Raw genomic sequence first — 15,974 nt, forward strand, 5'->3', positions numbered from 1 at the left:
GCAAGCCAACCACGCGTTGGCGTAGGTCTTGCCGGTGGCCGCTTCGCTCTGGGCGATTTCGTTTTCGTGGTGCGGGAACTCAAGGTCGCTGCCGCCGCCATGAATGTCGAAGGTCTCACCGAGGCAGCAGGTGGACATCACCGAGCACTCGATGTGCCAGCCCGGACGCCCGGCGCCCCACGGCGATTCCCAGCTCGGCTCGCCCGGTTTGGCGGCTTTCCACAGGACGAAATCCAGCGGGTCTTCTTTCGACTCGTCGACTTCGATGCGTGCACCGATGCGCAGGTCTTCGATCTTCTTGCGCGACAGCTTGCCGTAACCCATGAACTTGGCGACGCGGTAGTACACGTCACCATTGCCCGGGGCGTAAGCGAAGCCCTTGTCGATCAGGGTCTGGATCATCGCGTGCATGCCCGGAATGTGATCCGTGGCACGCGGCTCCATGTCCGGCTTCTTGATGTTCAGGCGCGCTTCGTCTTCATGCATCGCGGCGATCATGCGCTCGGTCAGCGCGTCGAACGACTCACCGTTCTCGCGGGCACGATTGATGATCTTGTCGTCGATGTCGGTGATGTTGCGCACATAGGTCAGGTCGTAACCGCTGAACCGCAACCAGCGGGTCACCAGGTCGAACGCGACCATGCTGCGGCCGTGGCCGAGGTGGCAGTAGTCGTACACGGTCATGCCGCACACGTACATGCGCACCTTGTTGCCATCCAGCGGCTTGAAGACTTCTTTGCTCTTGGTGAGCGTGTTGTAGATCGTCAGCACGTTAATTTCCTTGACGCTAAATCACTGGCCCCACGAATCACGCAGGGTCACGGTACGGTTGAATACCGGCTGACCTGGTTTCGAGTCCTTGATGTCGGCGACGAAGTAGCCTTCGCGCTCGAACTGGAAACGGTCTTCCGGCTGTGCATCGCCCAGCGAGGGTTCAGCACGACAACCGGTCAGCACTTGCAGTGAGTCAGGGTTGATGTTGTCGAGGAAACTCGCGCTGTCTTCGGCCTTCTCCGGGTTCGGAGAACGGAACAGGCGATCGTACAGACGCACTTCGCCGTTCGGCTCCAGACGCTTGTAGCCCTTTGGCGGTTCTTCCATGAAGTCATCGCGGTCGATGTAGATTTCACGGGCGAACGGCAGCTTGCGCACGCCGAGTTCTTCTTTCTGCGGATGACGCGGCAGTTCGAGGTTTTCGACCTGGTCTTGCGGGTAGTTGGTGATCACGACTTTCAACGGACGCAGCACGCACATGGCGCGCGGGGCGTTCGCGTCGAGGTCCTGACGGATGCTGAACTCGAGCATGCCGAAGTCGACCACGCCGTCGGAACGGTTGGTGCCGATCATGTCGCAGAAGTTGCGGATCGAAGCCGGCGTGTAGCCACGGCGACGGAAGCCCGACAGCGTCGACATGCGCGGGTCGTCCCAGCCGTTGACGTGCTTTTCATCGACCAGTTGCTTGAGCTTGCGCTTGCTGGTGATGGTGTAGTTCAGGTTCAGGCGGCTGAATTCGTACTGGCGCGGGTTGGCCGGCACCGGCAGGTTCTGCAGGAACCACTCGTACAGCGGACGATGGCTTTCGAATTCCAGGGTGCAGATCGAGTGGGTGATGCCTTCGATGGCGTCCGACTGACCGTGGGTGAAGTCATAGTTCGGGTAGATGCACCACTTGTCACCGGTCTGATGGTGATGGGCGTGGCGGATGCGGTACATGATCGGGTCGCGCAGGTTCATGTTCGGCGAAGCCATGTCGATCTTCGCGCGCAGCACGCGAGCGCCGTCCGGGAACTCACCGGCACGCATGCGCGCGAACCAGTCGAGGTTCTCTTCCACCGAACGGTCGCGGAACGGGCTGTTCTTGCCCGGCTCGGTCAGGCTGCCACGGTATTCCTTGGCCTGCTCAGGGGTCAGGTCGTCGACGTAGGCCTTGCCGGCCTTGATCAGCTCGATCGCCCAGTCGTGCAACTGGTCGAAATACTGCGAGGCGTAGCGCACTTCGCCGGACCACTCGAAGCCCAGCCATTTGACGTCGCTTTCGATCGCGTCGATGTATTCCTGGTCTTCCTTGGCCGGGTTGGTGTCGTCGAAACGCAGGTGCGTGACGCCGCCGAACTCCTGGGCCAGGCCGAAGTTCACGCAGATCGACTTGGCGTGGCCGATGTGTAGGTAGCCGTTGGGCTCAGGCGGAAAACGGGTGACGATCTGGGTGTGCTTGCCCGAGTCCAGGTCTGCCTGGATGATCGGCCGCAGGAAATTGACCGGCACGGCAGGGCCGGACTTGGCATTCGAGGTAGGGTCGACAGTGGGCTTGCTCATAGGATCCTTGACTTACATGTGCGCGGCCGCAAAGGGGGCCAGACAAAACAAAGCCGCTATCATAGCCGATGCTGTCAAGGGGCTGACAGAGCGCGGCCTATAAAGGAGTGCATTTAATCGAAGGGTTTTGGAAAAACAGCCTCGAAATTCGCGCCTGTCACGCTAAACTGCGCTCCTTGGCCGAAGCAGGCTGAACCGGTTGTGGGGCTGAATGTCCCAGAACCACGAATTCCTTATAAAGAGTAGCGATCATGACTCAAGTCAAACTGACCACCAACTACGGCGACATCGTCATCGAACTGGACGCGGAAAAAGCGCCGATCACCGCTGCCAACTTCCTCGAATACGTTAAAAACGGTCACTACGAGAACGTGGTTTTCCACCGCGTGATCAAGGGCTTCATGATCCAGGGCGGCGGTTTCGAGCCTGGCATGCAGGAAAAGAAAGACAAGCGCCCAAGCATCCAGAACGAAGCCGACAACGGCCTGAAGAACGAGAAGTACACCCTGGCCATGGCCCGCACCATGGACCCGCATTCGGCCTCGGCGCAGTTCTTCATCAACGCCACCAACAACAGCTTCCTCAACCACACCGCCAAGACCGCTCAGGGCTGGGGTTATGCCGTGTTCGGTAAAGTGGTTGCCGGTACCGATGTCGTCGACAAGATCGAAGGCGTTGCCACCACTTCCAAGGCCGGTCACCAGGACGTGCCGAAAGACGACGTGATCATCGAGAAAGCCGAGATCATCGAAGCGTGATATTGCTGATTTCAGACTTGCATCTGGAAGAGGAGCGCCCGGACATTACCCGGGCGTTTCTGGATTTGCTCGCCGGACGCGCCCGCTCGGCGAGTGCGCTCTACATTCTTGGCGACTTCTTTGAAGCGTGGATTGGCGACGATGCCATGACGCCCTTCCAGCGTTCCATTTGCCAGGCTCTGCGCCAATTGAGCGACAGCGGCACGGCGATCTTTCTGATGCACGGCAATCGCGACTTCCTGCTCGGCAAGGCCTTCTGCAAAGAAGCCGGCTGCACGCTGTTGAAGGACCCGAGTGTCGTGCAGTTTTACGGCGAGCCGGTGCTGCTGATGCACGGTGACAGCCTGTGCACCCGCGACGTAGGCTACATGAAGCTGCGGCGCTACCTGCGCAACCCGATCACCCTGTTCATCCTGCGCCACCTGCCGCTGAGCACCCGCCACAATCTGGCGCGCAAGCTGCGCAGCGAAAGCCGCGCGCAGACACGGATGAAGGCCAATGACATTGTCGATGTCACGCCTGAGGAAATTCCGCGGATCATGCAGCAATACGGGGTGAACACCCTGATTCACGGCCACACCCATCGTCCGGCGATCCACAAGCTGCAGCTCGGTGAGCAGGCAGCGAAGCGGATTGTGCTGGGGGACTGGGATCGACAGGGATGGGCGTTGCAGGTGGATGAGAACGGGTTTGCCCTGGCACCGTTCGACTTCGCCCCGCCACCGGCACTGCCTGCTCCCGCAATCTAGAAGCCAAACACAAACCACTGTAGGAGTGAGCCTGCTCGCGATAGCGGTGTACCAGTCAACGAAGATGTTGAATGTGATACCGATATCGCGAGCAGGCTCACTCCTACAGTTTGACCGCGTTTTTGCTTAGTGACCGCTGGCCGCCGGGCCGGCCTTGGCAGCAAACGGCGGCTTTGCCAGCCACACAATCAGAATCAGCCCCATGAAGCCCCAACCCAGCAACGTGAAGTAATCCACGGTGGAGAGCATGTACGCCTGGCTGGTGAGGATCTGATCCATCTGCGCGTACGCCGATTGGCTCGCGCCGCCTAGATGATTCAACGTCTCGCGGGTCGCCGGCTCATAGGTACTGATGCTTTCGCTCATGTACGCATGGTGCTGGTCGGCGCGGCGGATCCAGATCCATGTGGTCAGCGATGCCGCAAAGCTGCCACCCAAAGTCCGCAGAAAGGTCGCCAGACCCGCGCCATCGGCGATCTGGCTCGGCGGCAGGTCGGACATCAGGATGCTCAGGGTCGGCATGAAGAACAGCGCCACGCCGATACCCATGAACAGCTGCACCAGAGCGATGTGCTGGAAGTCCACCTGGTTGGTGAATCCGGCGCGCATGAAGCAGCTCAGGCCAATCGCGAGGAACGCCAGACCGGCCAACAGGCGCAGGTCGAACTTGTTTGCGTACTTGCCGACAAACGGCGACAGCAGCACCGGCAGAATCCCGATCGGCGCCACCGCCAGACCGGCCCAGGTCGCGGTGTAACCCATCTGCGTCTGCAACCACTGCGGCAGGATCAGGTTGATGCCGAAGAACCCGGCGTAACCCAACACCAGCACCAGCGTGCCGATACGGAAGTTGCGGTAGGCGAACAACCGCAGATTCACCACCGGATGCTGGTCGGTCATTTCCCAGATGACGAACACCGCCAGGGCGATCACCGAAATCGCCGCGCCGATGATGATGAAGTTCGACTCGAACCAGTCGAGATCATTGCCCTTGTCGAGGATCACCTGCAACGCGCCGACGCCGATGATCAGCGTGATCAGCCCGACGTAGTCCATCGGCTGCCGGCTGGTCTCCACCGGGCGCTTGGCCAGTTGCGAGCGCACCACCATCACCGCAAAGATGCCGATCGGTACGTTGATGAAGAAGATCCACGGCCAGCTGTAGCTGTCAGTAATCCAGCCACCGAGAATGGGCCCGGCAATCGGCGCGACCACCGTGACCATCGCCAGCAACGCCAGGGCCATGCCGCGCCTCGCGGGGGGATAGACTGCAATCAACAGGGTCTGCGTCATCGGATACAGCGGCCCGGCCACCAGACCTTGCAGCACACGGAAACCGATCAGTTCCGGCATCGAGGTGGAGATTCCGCAGAGGAACGAGGCTAGCACGAATAGAATGGTGGCCCAGAGAAACAGCTTCACCTCGCCGAAACGGCGACTGAGCCAGCCGGTCAGCGGCAGCGCGATGGCGTTGCTCACGGCAAACGAGGTGATGACCCAGGTGCCCTGCTCCGAACTCACGCCCAGGTTGCCGGAGATCGTCGGCAGCGCCACGTTGGCAATAGTGGTGTCGAGCACTTGCATGAACGTCGCCAGCGACAGGCCGATGGTGCTGAGCAACAGGCTGGGCGGCGTGAAAGAGGCGTTATTGCTCATTGTGAATCCTTTGAAACCTGATTGACGCTGCGTCTGTTAAAGAAGCAGTTGCCTATAAAGAACAGGCCCTTGTGACGAGGAAGTTCATCTGTGGTGAGGGGATTCATCTGTGGCGAGGGGATTTATCCCCGATGGGTCGCGAAGCAGCCCCTCTTTTAATTCAGAAAAGCCGGGCCTGCTGCGCAGTCCATCGGGGATAAATCCCCTCACCACGGTAAATCTCATCACCTTGAGAACCTGTTCCCACAGGGGAAAGATTCAGCGTTGCGCGGTCTTGCTCACCGCAGCGCTGTTGTCGTGGATCAGCTGCGCAATCATCGCGTCGGCCTCGGCCAGTTGCCGGTCGTAGACGTTGGTGCTGAACGAGGCCTGTTGCGGCGGTTGCTGGGCCAGTACCGGACCGCTCTGGTCATGCAGGTTCACTTCAACATTGGTCGACAGACCGACCCGCAGCGGGTGCTTGGCCAGCTCTTCGGCGTTGATGTGAATCCGCACCGGCACACGCTGCACGATCTTGATCCAGTTACCGGTGGCGTTCTGCGCCGGCAACAGGGCGAACGCGCTGCCGGTACCGGCGCCGAGGCTGTCGACGGTGCCGCTGTACTTCACGCTGCTGCCGTAGATGTCGGACTCGATGTCCACCGGCTGACCGATGCGCATGTCACGCAGCTGGGTTTCCTTGAAGTTGGCGTCGATCCACAGTTGATCCAGCGGAATCACCGCCATCAGCGCGGTGCCCGGCTGTACGCGCTGACCGAGTTGCACGGTGCGTTTGGCGACGTAACCGGTGACCGGCGCGATCAGGGTGCTGCGAGCGTTGGTCAGGTACGCCTGACGCAGATCGGCAGCCGCCGACATCACGTCCGGGTGCGACGAAACCACGGTGTCATCGACCAGCGCGCTGGTGGTTTTCAGTTGCTGCTTGGCATTGGCCAGGGCGTTTTGCGCCGAGGTCAGGTCGTCGCGGGCGTGGGACAGTTCTTCCTGGGAAATCGCGCCGCCAGCGGCGAGGTTTTTCCGGCGGTTGTAGTTGTCCTGAGCCTTCTGCACTTCAGCCTGTTGCGCGTTGACCTGGGCCTTCATGCCGTCGACGTTGCTGTACAGGCCGCGCACCTGACGCACGGTACGCGCCAGTTTCGCCTGGGCACTTTGCAGGCCGACTTCGGCGTCGTTCGGGTCGAAGTTGATCAGCACCTGGCCTTCGTGAACCAGATCGCCATCATCGGCGCCGATGCTGACCACGGTGCCGGTCACCAGCGGGGTGATCTCGACGACGTTGCCGTTGACGTAGGCGTCGTCGGTGCTTTCGTTGAAGCGCCCGATGAACTCGTGATACGCCCACACGCCGGCGCAGGCGAGCAGGACCACGACGGCCAGCACCAGCAGCATGACTTTGCGTTTGCGCGGATTGCCGGTGTCGGGGGTGTTGGCTTGAGTTTGAGTGTTTTCGGCAGTGGCCATGACAAATACCTGAAATTAGTTGTGCGACGTGGCTGGGGTGGCGTTGGCTGCGGTCAGGGTTTCACCCTGAAAGCCGCCGCCCAGCGCTTGCATCAGTTGAATCGACAGGTCGATCTGCTCGGCATTGAGGTTGGCCAACTGACGCTGGGCCTGCAGCAATTGCTGCTCGATGCTGAGCACGTCCAGGTAGTTGCCGATGCCGGAACCGTAACGCTGGACGACGGTGTTGTAAGAATCCTGAGCAATCTCGGTGGCGTGTTGCTGCGCCCCGATCTGCCGGCCGATGTCACGCAACTGGTTGATCGTGTCGCTGACATCGCCCAGTGCTTTCACCAGGCTTTTGTTGTACTGCGCCACCGCCAGATCGTAATCGGCGTCGCGCGCATCGAGGTTGGCGCGCAGACGCCCGCCGTCGAAGATCGGCACCGAGATGGTCGGGGCGATGCTGAAGAAGCGACTGGCCGACCCGAACATCGCGTCACCCAACAAGGATTCGGCACCGGCCGACGCCGTAAGGTTCAGGTTGGGATAGAAGCGGGTTTTCGCCGAGTCGATGTCTTTGCTCGCGGCCTCTACGCGCCAGCGCGCCGCGACCAGATCCGGACGCCGGCCCAGCAGCTCAGCCGGCAGGACCGACGGCACCGCCACGGCGCTGGCTTGCAGGACTTTCGGCCGGGCGATTTCGTTGCCACGATCCGGGCCTTTGCCGAGCAGCACGGCCAGGGCGATCTTGGCGCTGTTCAGACGTTTTTCAGCGTCGATCAGACTGGCTTCGGAACTGGCCTCAAGGCTTTGGGTTTGCTGGAACTGGTACTGGCTGTCGATCCCGGCACTCAAGCGGCGCTGGCTCAGATCGAGCATTTGTTTGGTGCGTTTGAGGTCGTCGTTAGCCAGGTCGTAGACGATGTGCGCCTGTCCCAGATCGCTGTAGGCCCGGGCCACGTCGGCGGCGAGGGTCAATTGCGCCGCCTGACGGTCGACTTCTGCAGCGCGGGCCTGACCGAGTGCGGCTTCCCAGGCATCACGCTGGCCGCCCCACAGGTCGAAGTTGTAATTGAAGCCGGCGCTGACGTTACGCACGGTGGCGTAGGCATCGCCCTGCCCTCGCGGGTCCTGATCCTTGGCCAGGCGCGAACGGCTGATGCCGGCGCTGGCGTCGAGGGTCGGATAGCGTTCGGCATCGGCGGCATACGCCGCAGCGCTGGCCTGATGCGCGCGCGCTTCGGCGATCTGCATGTCCGGGCTGTCGTGCAGGGCTTCGCGGATCAGACCGTCGAGCTGTGGATCGCCGAGGCTGGTCCACCAGTCGCTTTTCGGCCACGCGGCGGGCGACAGGGTCACGCCGCTGAGAGACTGGCCGGCTTTCAGGCTTTTCGCATCGAGATTTTTGCCCTGAGTATCGAGGCCGCTGTAGTTGGCGCAGCCGGCAAGGATCATCGCCGACAGCACCAGGGTCAGGCTGGTGCGCAAGGTTTTACCGCTCATTGTGTTCACCTAACCGCTGGATAGTGATCGGGTCACCGGCTGCCAGCAGGATTTTCTTGAGGATGTATTCCAGGGTCTTCAACTCGTCCGGAGTGACGGCGCCGGCCAGTTCATTCATCGCATCGGCGCCGATGTGCGGCAGGCGATCGGCCAGTTGCCGACCTTGCTCGGTGAGCTTGAGCTGCACCTGACGGCGATCGCCTTCGCTGCGTTGGCGAGCCAGGAAGCCTTTCTGCTCCAGACGATCAAGCATGCGTGTCATCGAACCGCTGTCGAGCGACAGATGCCGGCACAGCTCGGCCGGGGTGTCGACGCCAAACTGCGCCATGATGATCAACACCTTGAACTGCGCGGCGGTGATGCCGTGGGGTTCCATGTGAGTGTCGATGATCTTGTCCTTGAGCAGCGCAGCACGGCCAAGCAACAGGCCGAGATGGCAATGTTTGAATTCGTCCGGGGTGAAATGCTTCATGTGCTTACCTAATAACTGCCTAGGCAGTGAATGTATGTCGAGATGTTACTGCCTAGGCAGCGAATGTCAACGTAATAGTTAGGTTGCTTTGTAATTAGTTGACCAGTGGACTGGGTTTTGTGTTTGGCGGGCGGACGCTATCGCTGGCAAGCCAGCTCCCACAGGTTTCTATGGCGTACGTGAATTTTGAGTACACCACTGACCCTGTGGGAGCTGGCTTGCCAGCGATTGGGACAACTCGGTTTAAAGACGCTCAGGTTTCATCGGAAGGACGGGCAGCCGCCGGCGGCTGAAGGGGATGCACTTCACGTCCGCGCAAGGCGGTGACTGCATAACCGCAGGCGCGTTTGGTCACCGCATACATGCTGTGCCAGCCCGGTGGTGCCGGCTCGATCGCAGCATGCAGCGCCCGTGCGTAATCGAGCACCAGACCGGGCGTCCAGGCCATCACTTCAGCGCGCTTGCGCACCTGCGCCGCGACCCAGAATTCGGGGCTGAAGATGATCCGGGCAAAATCGAACATGCTCGAGTGCCCGCGATTCATGGATCCTTCCAGAGCCGCCTCGAGGCTATGGGCCACGGCACTGGAACAATTGCGGCTGGTGAGGTTGTAGGTGTCGTTCTGCCGATACGCCACCCAGAACGCCTGCAATCGCCGGGCATCGTAGTGGGCAAAACTGACCTGAACCGAAGACCGGCACCAGTCCGCCACCTCGCCGGCATAGTCCGGCAGAAACCGCCCGGCGACATCGTTGTTCGGCGTCGCCCGCAGCAAACGCACGAAATCTCCCGCCGAACGATCGATGTCGTCCAGCGGGTAATGGCTGATGTAAATGTCCGGGCCACATTCCAGCGCCGCGTGGCCGGCGGAAATGACCCCATTAATATCAACCGCCGCGATGTAGCGATTGAGCAGACGGTTGCGCACCAGGGTGTCATCCACGGTGCCGCTGGGCGTCCAGATGTGGATGACCAGCGCGTCGCTGCTGGCCGGCGCACTGACAGCAGCAGGGTCGGTCAGCGCCGGCAGGTGCCTGAAGCGCGCGGCTTGGCGCAGCAACGCGCAGCCCGAGAGAAACAGGCTCATGCCTATGCAGAACGGCACCGTGCCCTTATACAGCGTCGGATACGGCTCAAGGATAAACACGCCAAAACCGAGTTCGAACAACCCCGCCAGCAGCGACACTTGCCAGCCGACAAAACGCACCACCACCGCAGCCGCCAGCCTGAAGACCCCATCAACGATGAAAGCCCCGCCAAACAGCACCGCCAGAATCAGCCCGGCAGCATGTTGCCGGTCAACAATCAGCAGCCCCAACAAGAGAAACGCCAGACCTCGCGCTTTACGCAGGGCCGCAGCGGTCCCGGTTTGCGGTGCCGGCACCAGCAGCAGGATCAGCGCTTCGAGCAACAACAGATAGCCAAACAGGTGCAGCGGAAAATACAGCACGCCGTCCAGCGCATCGATGAAGATCGCCACCCCGGCCGCGCCCCAGACGATGCCGGTCAGCGCCAGTGCTGACCAGCGCTTGCGGACAAAGTCATTACCGAGCAGGACCATACTCAAGCGAACCATAGGCACAACCGGCAAGGTTTACAGGGTTCGCTGAGTCTAATACATCCTGCAAGAACCGGATCGCGACGCCACGACCCGGCTCTTGGCAACGCCCTCAGAAATCGCGCTTGTAGAAGATATCCAGCGAACTGGCGACACCGCTGGCGGCTTCGAGATAAACCTTCTTGCTCAGCTTGTACCGCAGCGCAATGGTGTTGGCCGGTTCGAACACGCCGACGCCATAACGCAGGCTGAGTTTTTCCGAGATATTGCCGCTGGCGACCACGCTGGTGGTGTTGCCGCTGCCCTGGGTGTCGAGCTGGAAGTCCTGAATCCCCAGGTCTTTGGCCAGACTGCTGGTGACCCCGGAACTGCCCATCAGGCCCAGACCCAACGCTGCTTGCGCGAGCATGTTGTTGTCTTCGCCGTTGGTGCTCAGCGGTCGCCCGAGCACCAGATACGACAGCGCCTGCTCCTGACTCATGGCCGGTTCGGAGAAGATCTGCGTGGTCGGCTGTTCGGCACTGCCGCTCAGGCGAATACCCGCGATCACGTCGTCGGTCTGGCGGATCGCTTCGATGTCCAGATACGGCTGGTCGATGGGCCCTGCGAACAACAGCCGTGCACGCCGAACCGTCAGGCGCTGGCCGTAGGCGCGGTATTTGCCGTCGTTGAGCCACAGCTCGCCACGGGTGTCCATGTTGTCGCCGATGTGCACATGACCTTGCAGGTTGGCGGTCAGGCCGAATCCGGCGAAGCTGAGTTTGTCGTCACCGACCACCACGTCGATGTCCATCTTCATGGCCATCGGCGGTTTACCCTCCTCGGTCTGCGCGCCGACGATGATCGTGTCATCGGAGACTTTAACCGTGGAGGGCGGCAGTTCGCGGACGGTGATTTCGCCTCTGGGTACCAGCACTTTGCCGGCAATCTTCAGCTCGTCGCCGGCCATGGAGATTTTCAGATCCGGCGCCACTTCCAGCTTGGCATACGGCTCGACGGTGACCGGCAATTGCGTGCCCTTGAGCGCCACATCGACTATCAGCGCCTGACCCCAGGCGACATTGCCGTTGAGGCTGCCCTGGCCGGTCTTGCCGCTGTTCCAGCCACCATCAAGACGCACGGATTCGCCGGCGATCACCGCTTGCAGTTGCAGGTCCTTGAGTTCCATCGGCAGCTCGGCGCCGGAGACTTCGCCATCACTGAGCTTCACCGTGCCGTTGACCAGCGGCGCCAGCAGCCCGCCGGAAATCGTCCCGCTGCCGTTCAGGCGCCCGGTGAGTTTTTCGACCATCGGCACAAACGGTCGCGCCACCGACAGGTCCAGCCCGCTGAGACGGAACGAACCACTCAGCGGTTTGTTTTTCGGCAGCGGATTGAGCTGCGCCTGCACCATCAATTCGCCGAGTTTGCCGCCGACAAAATTGAGGTCGGTGTCGATGCGCTTCGGTGTGAGTTTGCTGGTGAGCTTCAGCGTCTGGTACGGGAAGTCCAGCCACTGATCTTTTTCTTTCATGCGCAGGGTGCCGCCGCTGGCGTCGATGCTGACCACGCCGTTCGGGCCGCTGGCCGGCAGATCCAGTTGCAGGTCGGCGTTGAGCTTGCCCTGCCAGGCGAAGTCTTTCGGCAACCATTGCGCCAGACTTTCAATCGGGAACTGCTTGAGGTGGTAACGCAGTTTCGGCTCGGGCAGCAGGCGCTGATCTTCACCGCACAGGCTGGCATTGCCAGACATCCAGCAATGCGCGCCGAAGTTGATCTTGCCGTCAGCCAGACGCTCCAGTCTGGCCGGGTTCTGCAGCTTCCAGTCCTGGCCGCCGGCCTGAATATCGCCGCTGGCCAAACGGCCGCGCCAGTTGCCCTTGTCCAGATTGCCGTCCAGACCGAGGGCCAGCTTCAGCTGTGGCCCGAGCAGGTCGAGGTTGAGTTTCTGGCTCTTGATGTCGCCTTGGGCACTGGCGGTCAACACACCGAGGTTGGTGTCGCCGGCCTGAATGCCGCTGCCCTTGAGGTCGATTTTCGCCCGTTGCGCACTGTCGAGGGTGGCGTCGAGGTTGAGGCTTTGCAGGCGATTGTCCTGAAACGCCAGTTGCGAACCTTGCAGACCGAGTTTGCCTTGCGGTGCTTTCAGCGTACCGGCGACGTTGACCTGACCCGTGACCTGTCCGCGCAGCTGCGGCCAGAGCTGGGCCAGACGCGTCAGCTTGATGTCGATCTGCCCGCTGAGTTTCTGTTGCAGGCTGCCCTTGCCGCTGATGCTGTTATCGCCGAGGCGGATTTGCAGGGCGTTGAGGTTCCACTGCTCGCCGGCACCGTCAGCCTTGGCTTGCAGCACTGCCGGTTGACCGCGCAGTTTGCCCTTGAGGTCGAGGTCGGCGGTGAGGCTCAGGCGTTCGTTCTTCATTTCGCCTTTGCTGCGCAGCGGCCCGGCCAGAGTCCCCGGCAACTCCGCAACCCAGTACGCCGGGTTCAGCGCCGAAAGATCCAATGCGGTGTCCCAGGCGATGCCATCGGCGAACTGCACATTCACATGCCCTTCGGCCTTGCCCTGCCCGGCCTGCATTTTCAGCTGCGGCAAAGCGATCTGCTTCAGGCTGCCGCTGAACGGACTGCTCAGGCTGAACGCCCCCGCCGGACCATCGAGGTCGGCGGCGAAGTTACCGAGGTATTGACCGTCGGTGTAGGAGACTTCGCCAGTGAAGGTGCGCAGTGCGACTTGCGGCTCGTCGATCTCGGGATACAGCCGATGCCACGGGAAATCCTGCCAGTTGATGTTGGCCTGAGCCGTGAGGCCCTTGCTCCAGTCAACGCTGCCGGTGAGTTTGAGGCTTTGCTTGTCGTTGGCACTGAGGTCGAGGCCGGCGATCTGCGCGCCGCTGGCATCGACCTTGCCTTTGAGCAGCAACGCCACCGGGCCTTTTTCGGCGGGCAGCGTGGCGTTGCCGAGCAATTGGTAACCGTTTTTCAGGTCACCTTCCCCGGTCAAAACCAGTTGATTGAATTGCAGGGTGTCCGGCAGATCGGCGCTCGGTTTGAACGCCTCACTGGTGATGCGCACCTTGGCCGGCAGGTTTTCTGCCAGCGGTTGCAGCTCGCCGCTCAACTGGCCATCGAGGTAGCCACGGCTGTCGGCATGCAGGTTGAGGGTTTTCAGCAGGTCGCCGTCGACTTTCAACGCCAGCGTCCATGGGCCTGTGCCTGGGGACGGCAGACTCAGGTCACCGGCGATGTTCAGCGGCCAGTTGCCGGTCGGTTGCAGCAGGCCGGAGAGGTTCAGACTCATATCGTCGCGCTGCAATTTCACGCTGTCGATCTGCATGCCTTGGGCCGTCCAGTGCGCCGCCAGTTGCAGGCCCTTGAGCTGTTCGCTGCCGTTGAACAGCAGGCTGCCGATCTGCACGTCGCCCAGTTCGATCGCTACCGGCAGTTGCAGATCCGGCAGTTTGATCGGACCGCTTTCAGTGGTTTCACTCGGCGGGAATTGCAGGATCACCTGATCGGCCTTGAGCTGTTCGATGCACAGGGTCATGCGGGTCAGGCACAGCGGCGACCAGGCGAAGATCGCCTGGTTCAGTTCGACCCGGCTGCTGTCCTGCTGCCACAGCAGATGATCGGCGCTCCATTGGCCACCGAGCCGGCCCTGGAAATTCTCCACACTCAAACCCGGCACCAGGCCCAGCGCCCAACGGCTGCCGGCCTGGGTTCCCACTACTGCGGCGATGCTCAATACAACCAACAGCACCAACGCCAACAGCGCCAGTGCCGATATTTTCAAACCACGCTTCACAGCTCAGGCCCCATGGAAAAGTGCAGCCGGATGCCGCCGTCGTCGTCCAGCGCGTGGGCCAGGTCGAGGCGGATCGGCCCCACCGGCGAGACCCAGCGCACACCGATACCGACCCCGGTCTTGAGGTTCGGCAGTTCGAGTTTGTTGAAGGAGTTGCCCTGGTCGACGAAGGTCGCGATCCGCCATTTCTCGGCAATCGAATACTGATACTCGACGCTGCCGGCGACCATGTAGCGCCCGCCGATGCGGTCGCCCTTGGAGTTTTCCGGGGACAGGCTCTGGTAGTCATAACCGCGCACGCTCTGATCGCCACCGGCGAAGAAACGCAGTGACGGCGGTACCGAGTTGTAACCATTGGTGGCGCTGCCGCCGACCTGCACCCGGCCGAGGAAGCGGTGGTTGTCGAACACCGTGGTCAGGCCTTTGATTAGCGCTGTGCCATATAAAAGGTTGTTGTCCGAGCCGAGGCCTTCCTTTGCCACTTTGCTTTCAAACGTCAGGCGATAGCCGTTGTGCGGGTCGATGCGGTTGTCGCTTTTCAAGTACGAGTAACTGATGCCGGGCATCAGCAAGGTGCTGAGGCCGGAGTCGTCGCCGAGCTGATATTCCTCACGCTGCCATTTCAGCGAAATGACCCGCTGCCAGCCGCTGGGTAATTTGCTGTGCCATTCCGGGCCGAAGGTCAGCAGCTTGCTCAGGGTGTCGGAGCCGTCGATGTCTTCATATTGATAACCGCCGGCCCAGCGCAATTTATCGGTCAGCGGCGGATCGAGCGGGATGTCATAGAACAGCCCGACGTTCTGCCGTGGCGCCGACAACTCGGCTTCCCAACCGTAACTGTCGCCCTGCGGGTTGACCCAGTGGCGGGTCCAGTTGGCCTTGATCCGCGGGCCGACGTCGGTCGAATAACCGAGGCCCAGGCCCATGGTGCGCGGCTTGCGGGTGTCGAGTTTGACCTCGACCGGGATCACGTCGTTTTTCGCCGCCGTCGGCGCCGCATCGACGCGCACGCCTTCGAAATAGCCGCTCGATTGCAGGTCGCGGTTGAGTTCGGCGATCAGCTCGGAGTCATACGGGTCGCCAGCCTTGAACGGCACCATGCGTTGCAGCAGGTCTTCGTCGAAGGGTGTGTCGCCCTCGAAACTGACTTTGCCCAGCGCATAACGCGGGCCGCTGTCGTAGATCAATTCAACGTCGGCCACCCCGGCCCGCGGGTCGACCAGGAGTTTCTGGCTAGTGAAATGGCCACTGAAAAAACCGAAGCGCGAGGCCTGATTCTGGATCAGGCGTTTGGCGTCTTCATAACGCCCATGGTTGAGCACCGCGCCGGACTTGAGCGTGTCGCTGCTCGGCACACGAAAGGATTTGAGGGAGGCGGCAGGCCCGTCGACGCGCACGATGACGTTGCGCAGACGAATCGGTTCGCCGGGATCGATGTTCAGCACCAGGCGCGGTTTTTCACCGCCCTTCACGTCACTGTCGATCTGCGGCTGGTAATAACCCAAGGCCTGCGCGGCTTTGCGCGCCTGCTCCTCGGCCCCGCGACTGAAGCGCAGCAAGGCTTGTTCGTCACGATCGCCGAGGCTGCCGATATAGCCTTCTATATTGGCCTTGAGTTCGTCGTTGGACGGTTTGATCCGCACGTCCAATTCACTTTGCGCCAGCGCCGCGCAGCTGGTTAACAGCATGAGCACGCCACTGGTAAATCTTCCTGGAAACTTCATAGGGGCGGATG

The 15,974-nt window shown here is 61.3% G+C and carries 11 protein-coding genes; 2 read left to right on the forward strand and 9 right to left on the reverse strand.

The window, feature by feature from the left end; genetic code table 11:
• Positions 1 to 771: cysteine--tRNA ligase (gene cysS / locus ACIOUG_RS10985; RefSeq protein ID WP_401065206.1), on the reverse strand; the 771-nt coding region annotated here is incomplete at its 3' end.
• A 21-nt stretch (positions 772 to 792) separates the two neighbouring features.
• Entirely contained in the window at positions 793 to 2,316 is a 1,524-nt protein-coding gene (locus ACIOUG_RS10990) for a glutamine--tRNA ligase/YqeY domain fusion protein (RefSeq protein ID WP_401065209.1), read from the reverse strand.
• 251 nt (positions 2,317 to 2,567) lie between these two features.
• On the opposite strand from ACIOUG_RS10990, the gene ACIOUG_RS10995 reads away from it, so the two are divergent.
• Both ACIOUG_RS10995 and lpxH read left to right on the forward strand, forming a co-directional pair.
• Entirely contained in the window at positions 2,568 to 3,074 is a 507-nt protein-coding gene (locus ACIOUG_RS10995) for a peptidylprolyl isomerase (protein ID WP_007912469.1), read from the forward strand.
• Positions 3,071 to 3,823 carry a UDP-2,3-diacylglucosamine diphosphatase gene (gene lpxH, locus ACIOUG_RS11000; protein ID WP_401065213.1) on the forward strand — a complete coding sequence of 251 codons (753 nt, stop codon included), beginning with the start codon at positions 3,071 to 3,073 and terminating at the stop codon, positions 3,821 to 3,823. Before ACIOUG_RS10995 ends, lpxH begins: the two co-directional genes overlap by 4 nt.
• A 126-nt stretch (positions 3,824 to 3,949) precedes the next feature.
• Here the strand turns inward: lpxH and ACIOUG_RS11005 are convergent, their stop codons facing one another.
• From ACIOUG_RS11005 to ACIOUG_RS11035, 7 genes are all read right to left on the reverse strand, one after another.
• A complete protein-coding gene (locus ACIOUG_RS11005; RefSeq protein WP_401065216.1) occupies positions 3,950 to 5,479 on the reverse strand; it encodes a DHA2 family efflux MFS transporter permease subunit in 1,530 nt (509 codons plus the stop codon).
• A 258-nt stretch (positions 5,480 to 5,737) separates the two neighbouring features.
• Positions 5,738 to 6,940 (reverse strand): efflux RND transporter periplasmic adaptor subunit, encoded by a 1,203-nt coding sequence (locus tag ACIOUG_RS11010; protein WP_401065219.1) that lies wholly within the window; start codon positions 6,938 to 6,940, stop codon positions 5,738 to 5,740.
• A gap of 15 nt (positions 6,941 to 6,955) precedes the next feature.
• Positions 6,956 to 8,425, reverse strand: coding sequence for an efflux transporter outer membrane subunit (locus tag ACIOUG_RS11015; RefSeq protein WP_401065220.1), 1,470 nt, complete (start codon positions 8,423 to 8,425; stop codon positions 6,956 to 6,958).
• Positions 8,415 to 8,897, reverse strand: coding sequence for a MarR family winged helix-turn-helix transcriptional regulator (locus tag ACIOUG_RS11020; RefSeq protein WP_401065223.1), 483 nt, complete (start codon positions 8,895 to 8,897; stop codon positions 8,415 to 8,417). The genes ACIOUG_RS11015 and ACIOUG_RS11020 overlap by 11 nt, the downstream gene beginning before the upstream one ends.
• Positions 8,898 to 9,150: 253 nt before the next feature.
• On the reverse strand, positions 9,151 to 10,473 hold the full coding sequence (locus ACIOUG_RS11025) for a hypothetical protein (protein WP_401065226.1): 1,323 nt from the start codon (positions 10,471 to 10,473) through the stop codon (positions 9,151 to 9,153).
• A gap of 94 nt (positions 10,474 to 10,567) precedes the next feature.
• Positions 10,568 to 14,239, reverse strand: coding sequence for a translocation/assembly module TamB domain-containing protein (locus ACIOUG_RS11030; protein ID WP_401065228.1), 3,672 nt, complete (start codon positions 14,237 to 14,239; stop codon positions 10,568 to 10,570).
• Positions 14,236 to 15,963, reverse strand: a complete 1,728-nt coding sequence (locus ACIOUG_RS11035; RefSeq protein ID WP_401065230.1) for an autotransporter assembly complex family protein — start codon at positions 15,961 to 15,963, stop codon at positions 14,236 to 14,238. The genes ACIOUG_RS11030 and ACIOUG_RS11035 overlap by 4 nt, the downstream gene beginning before the upstream one ends.
• Between the last annotated feature and the right edge of the window lie 11 nt (positions 15,964 to 15,974).

It is taken from the genome of Pseudomonas sp. NPDC087803 (assembly GCF_044742995.1).
Taxonomy (GTDB): domain Bacteria; phylum Pseudomonadota; class Gammaproteobacteria; order Pseudomonadales; family Pseudomonadaceae; genus Aquipseudomonas.

What these genes read in the sequence shown, in the direction of transcription:
- ACIOUG_RS11010 (WP_401065219.1), bottom strand. Translation starts at nt 6,940, where the DNA reads ATGGCCACTGCCGAAAACACTCAAACTCAAGCCAACACCCCCGACACC.
- ACIOUG_RS11025 (WP_401065226.1), bottom strand. Translation starts at nt 10,473, where the DNA reads ATGGTTCGCTTGAGTATGGTCCTGCTCGGTAATGACTTTGTCCGCAAG.
- ACIOUG_RS11015 (WP_401065220.1), bottom strand. Translation starts at nt 8,425, where the DNA reads ATGAGCGGTAAAACCTTGCGCACCAGCCTGACCCTGGTGCTGTCGGCG.
- ACIOUG_RS11005 (WP_401065216.1), bottom strand. Translation starts at nt 5,479, where the DNA reads ATGAGCAATAACGCCTCTTTCACGCCGCCCAGCCTGTTGCTCAGCACC.
- ACIOUG_RS10990 (WP_401065209.1), bottom strand. Translation starts at nt 2,316, where the DNA reads ATGAGCAAGCCCACTGTCGACCCTACCTCGAATGCCAAGTCCGGCCCT.
- ACIOUG_RS11020 (WP_401065223.1), bottom strand. Translation starts at nt 8,897, where the DNA reads ATGAAGCATTTCACCCCGGACGAATTCAAACATTGCCATCTCGGCCTG.
- ACIOUG_RS11035 (WP_401065230.1), bottom strand. Translation starts at nt 15,963, where the DNA reads ATGAAGTTTCCAGGAAGATTTACCAGTGGCGTGCTCATGCTGTTAACC.
- ACIOUG_RS10995 (WP_007912469.1), top strand. Translation starts at nt 2,568, where the DNA reads ATGACTCAAGTCAAACTGACCACCAACTACGGCGACATCGTCATCGAA.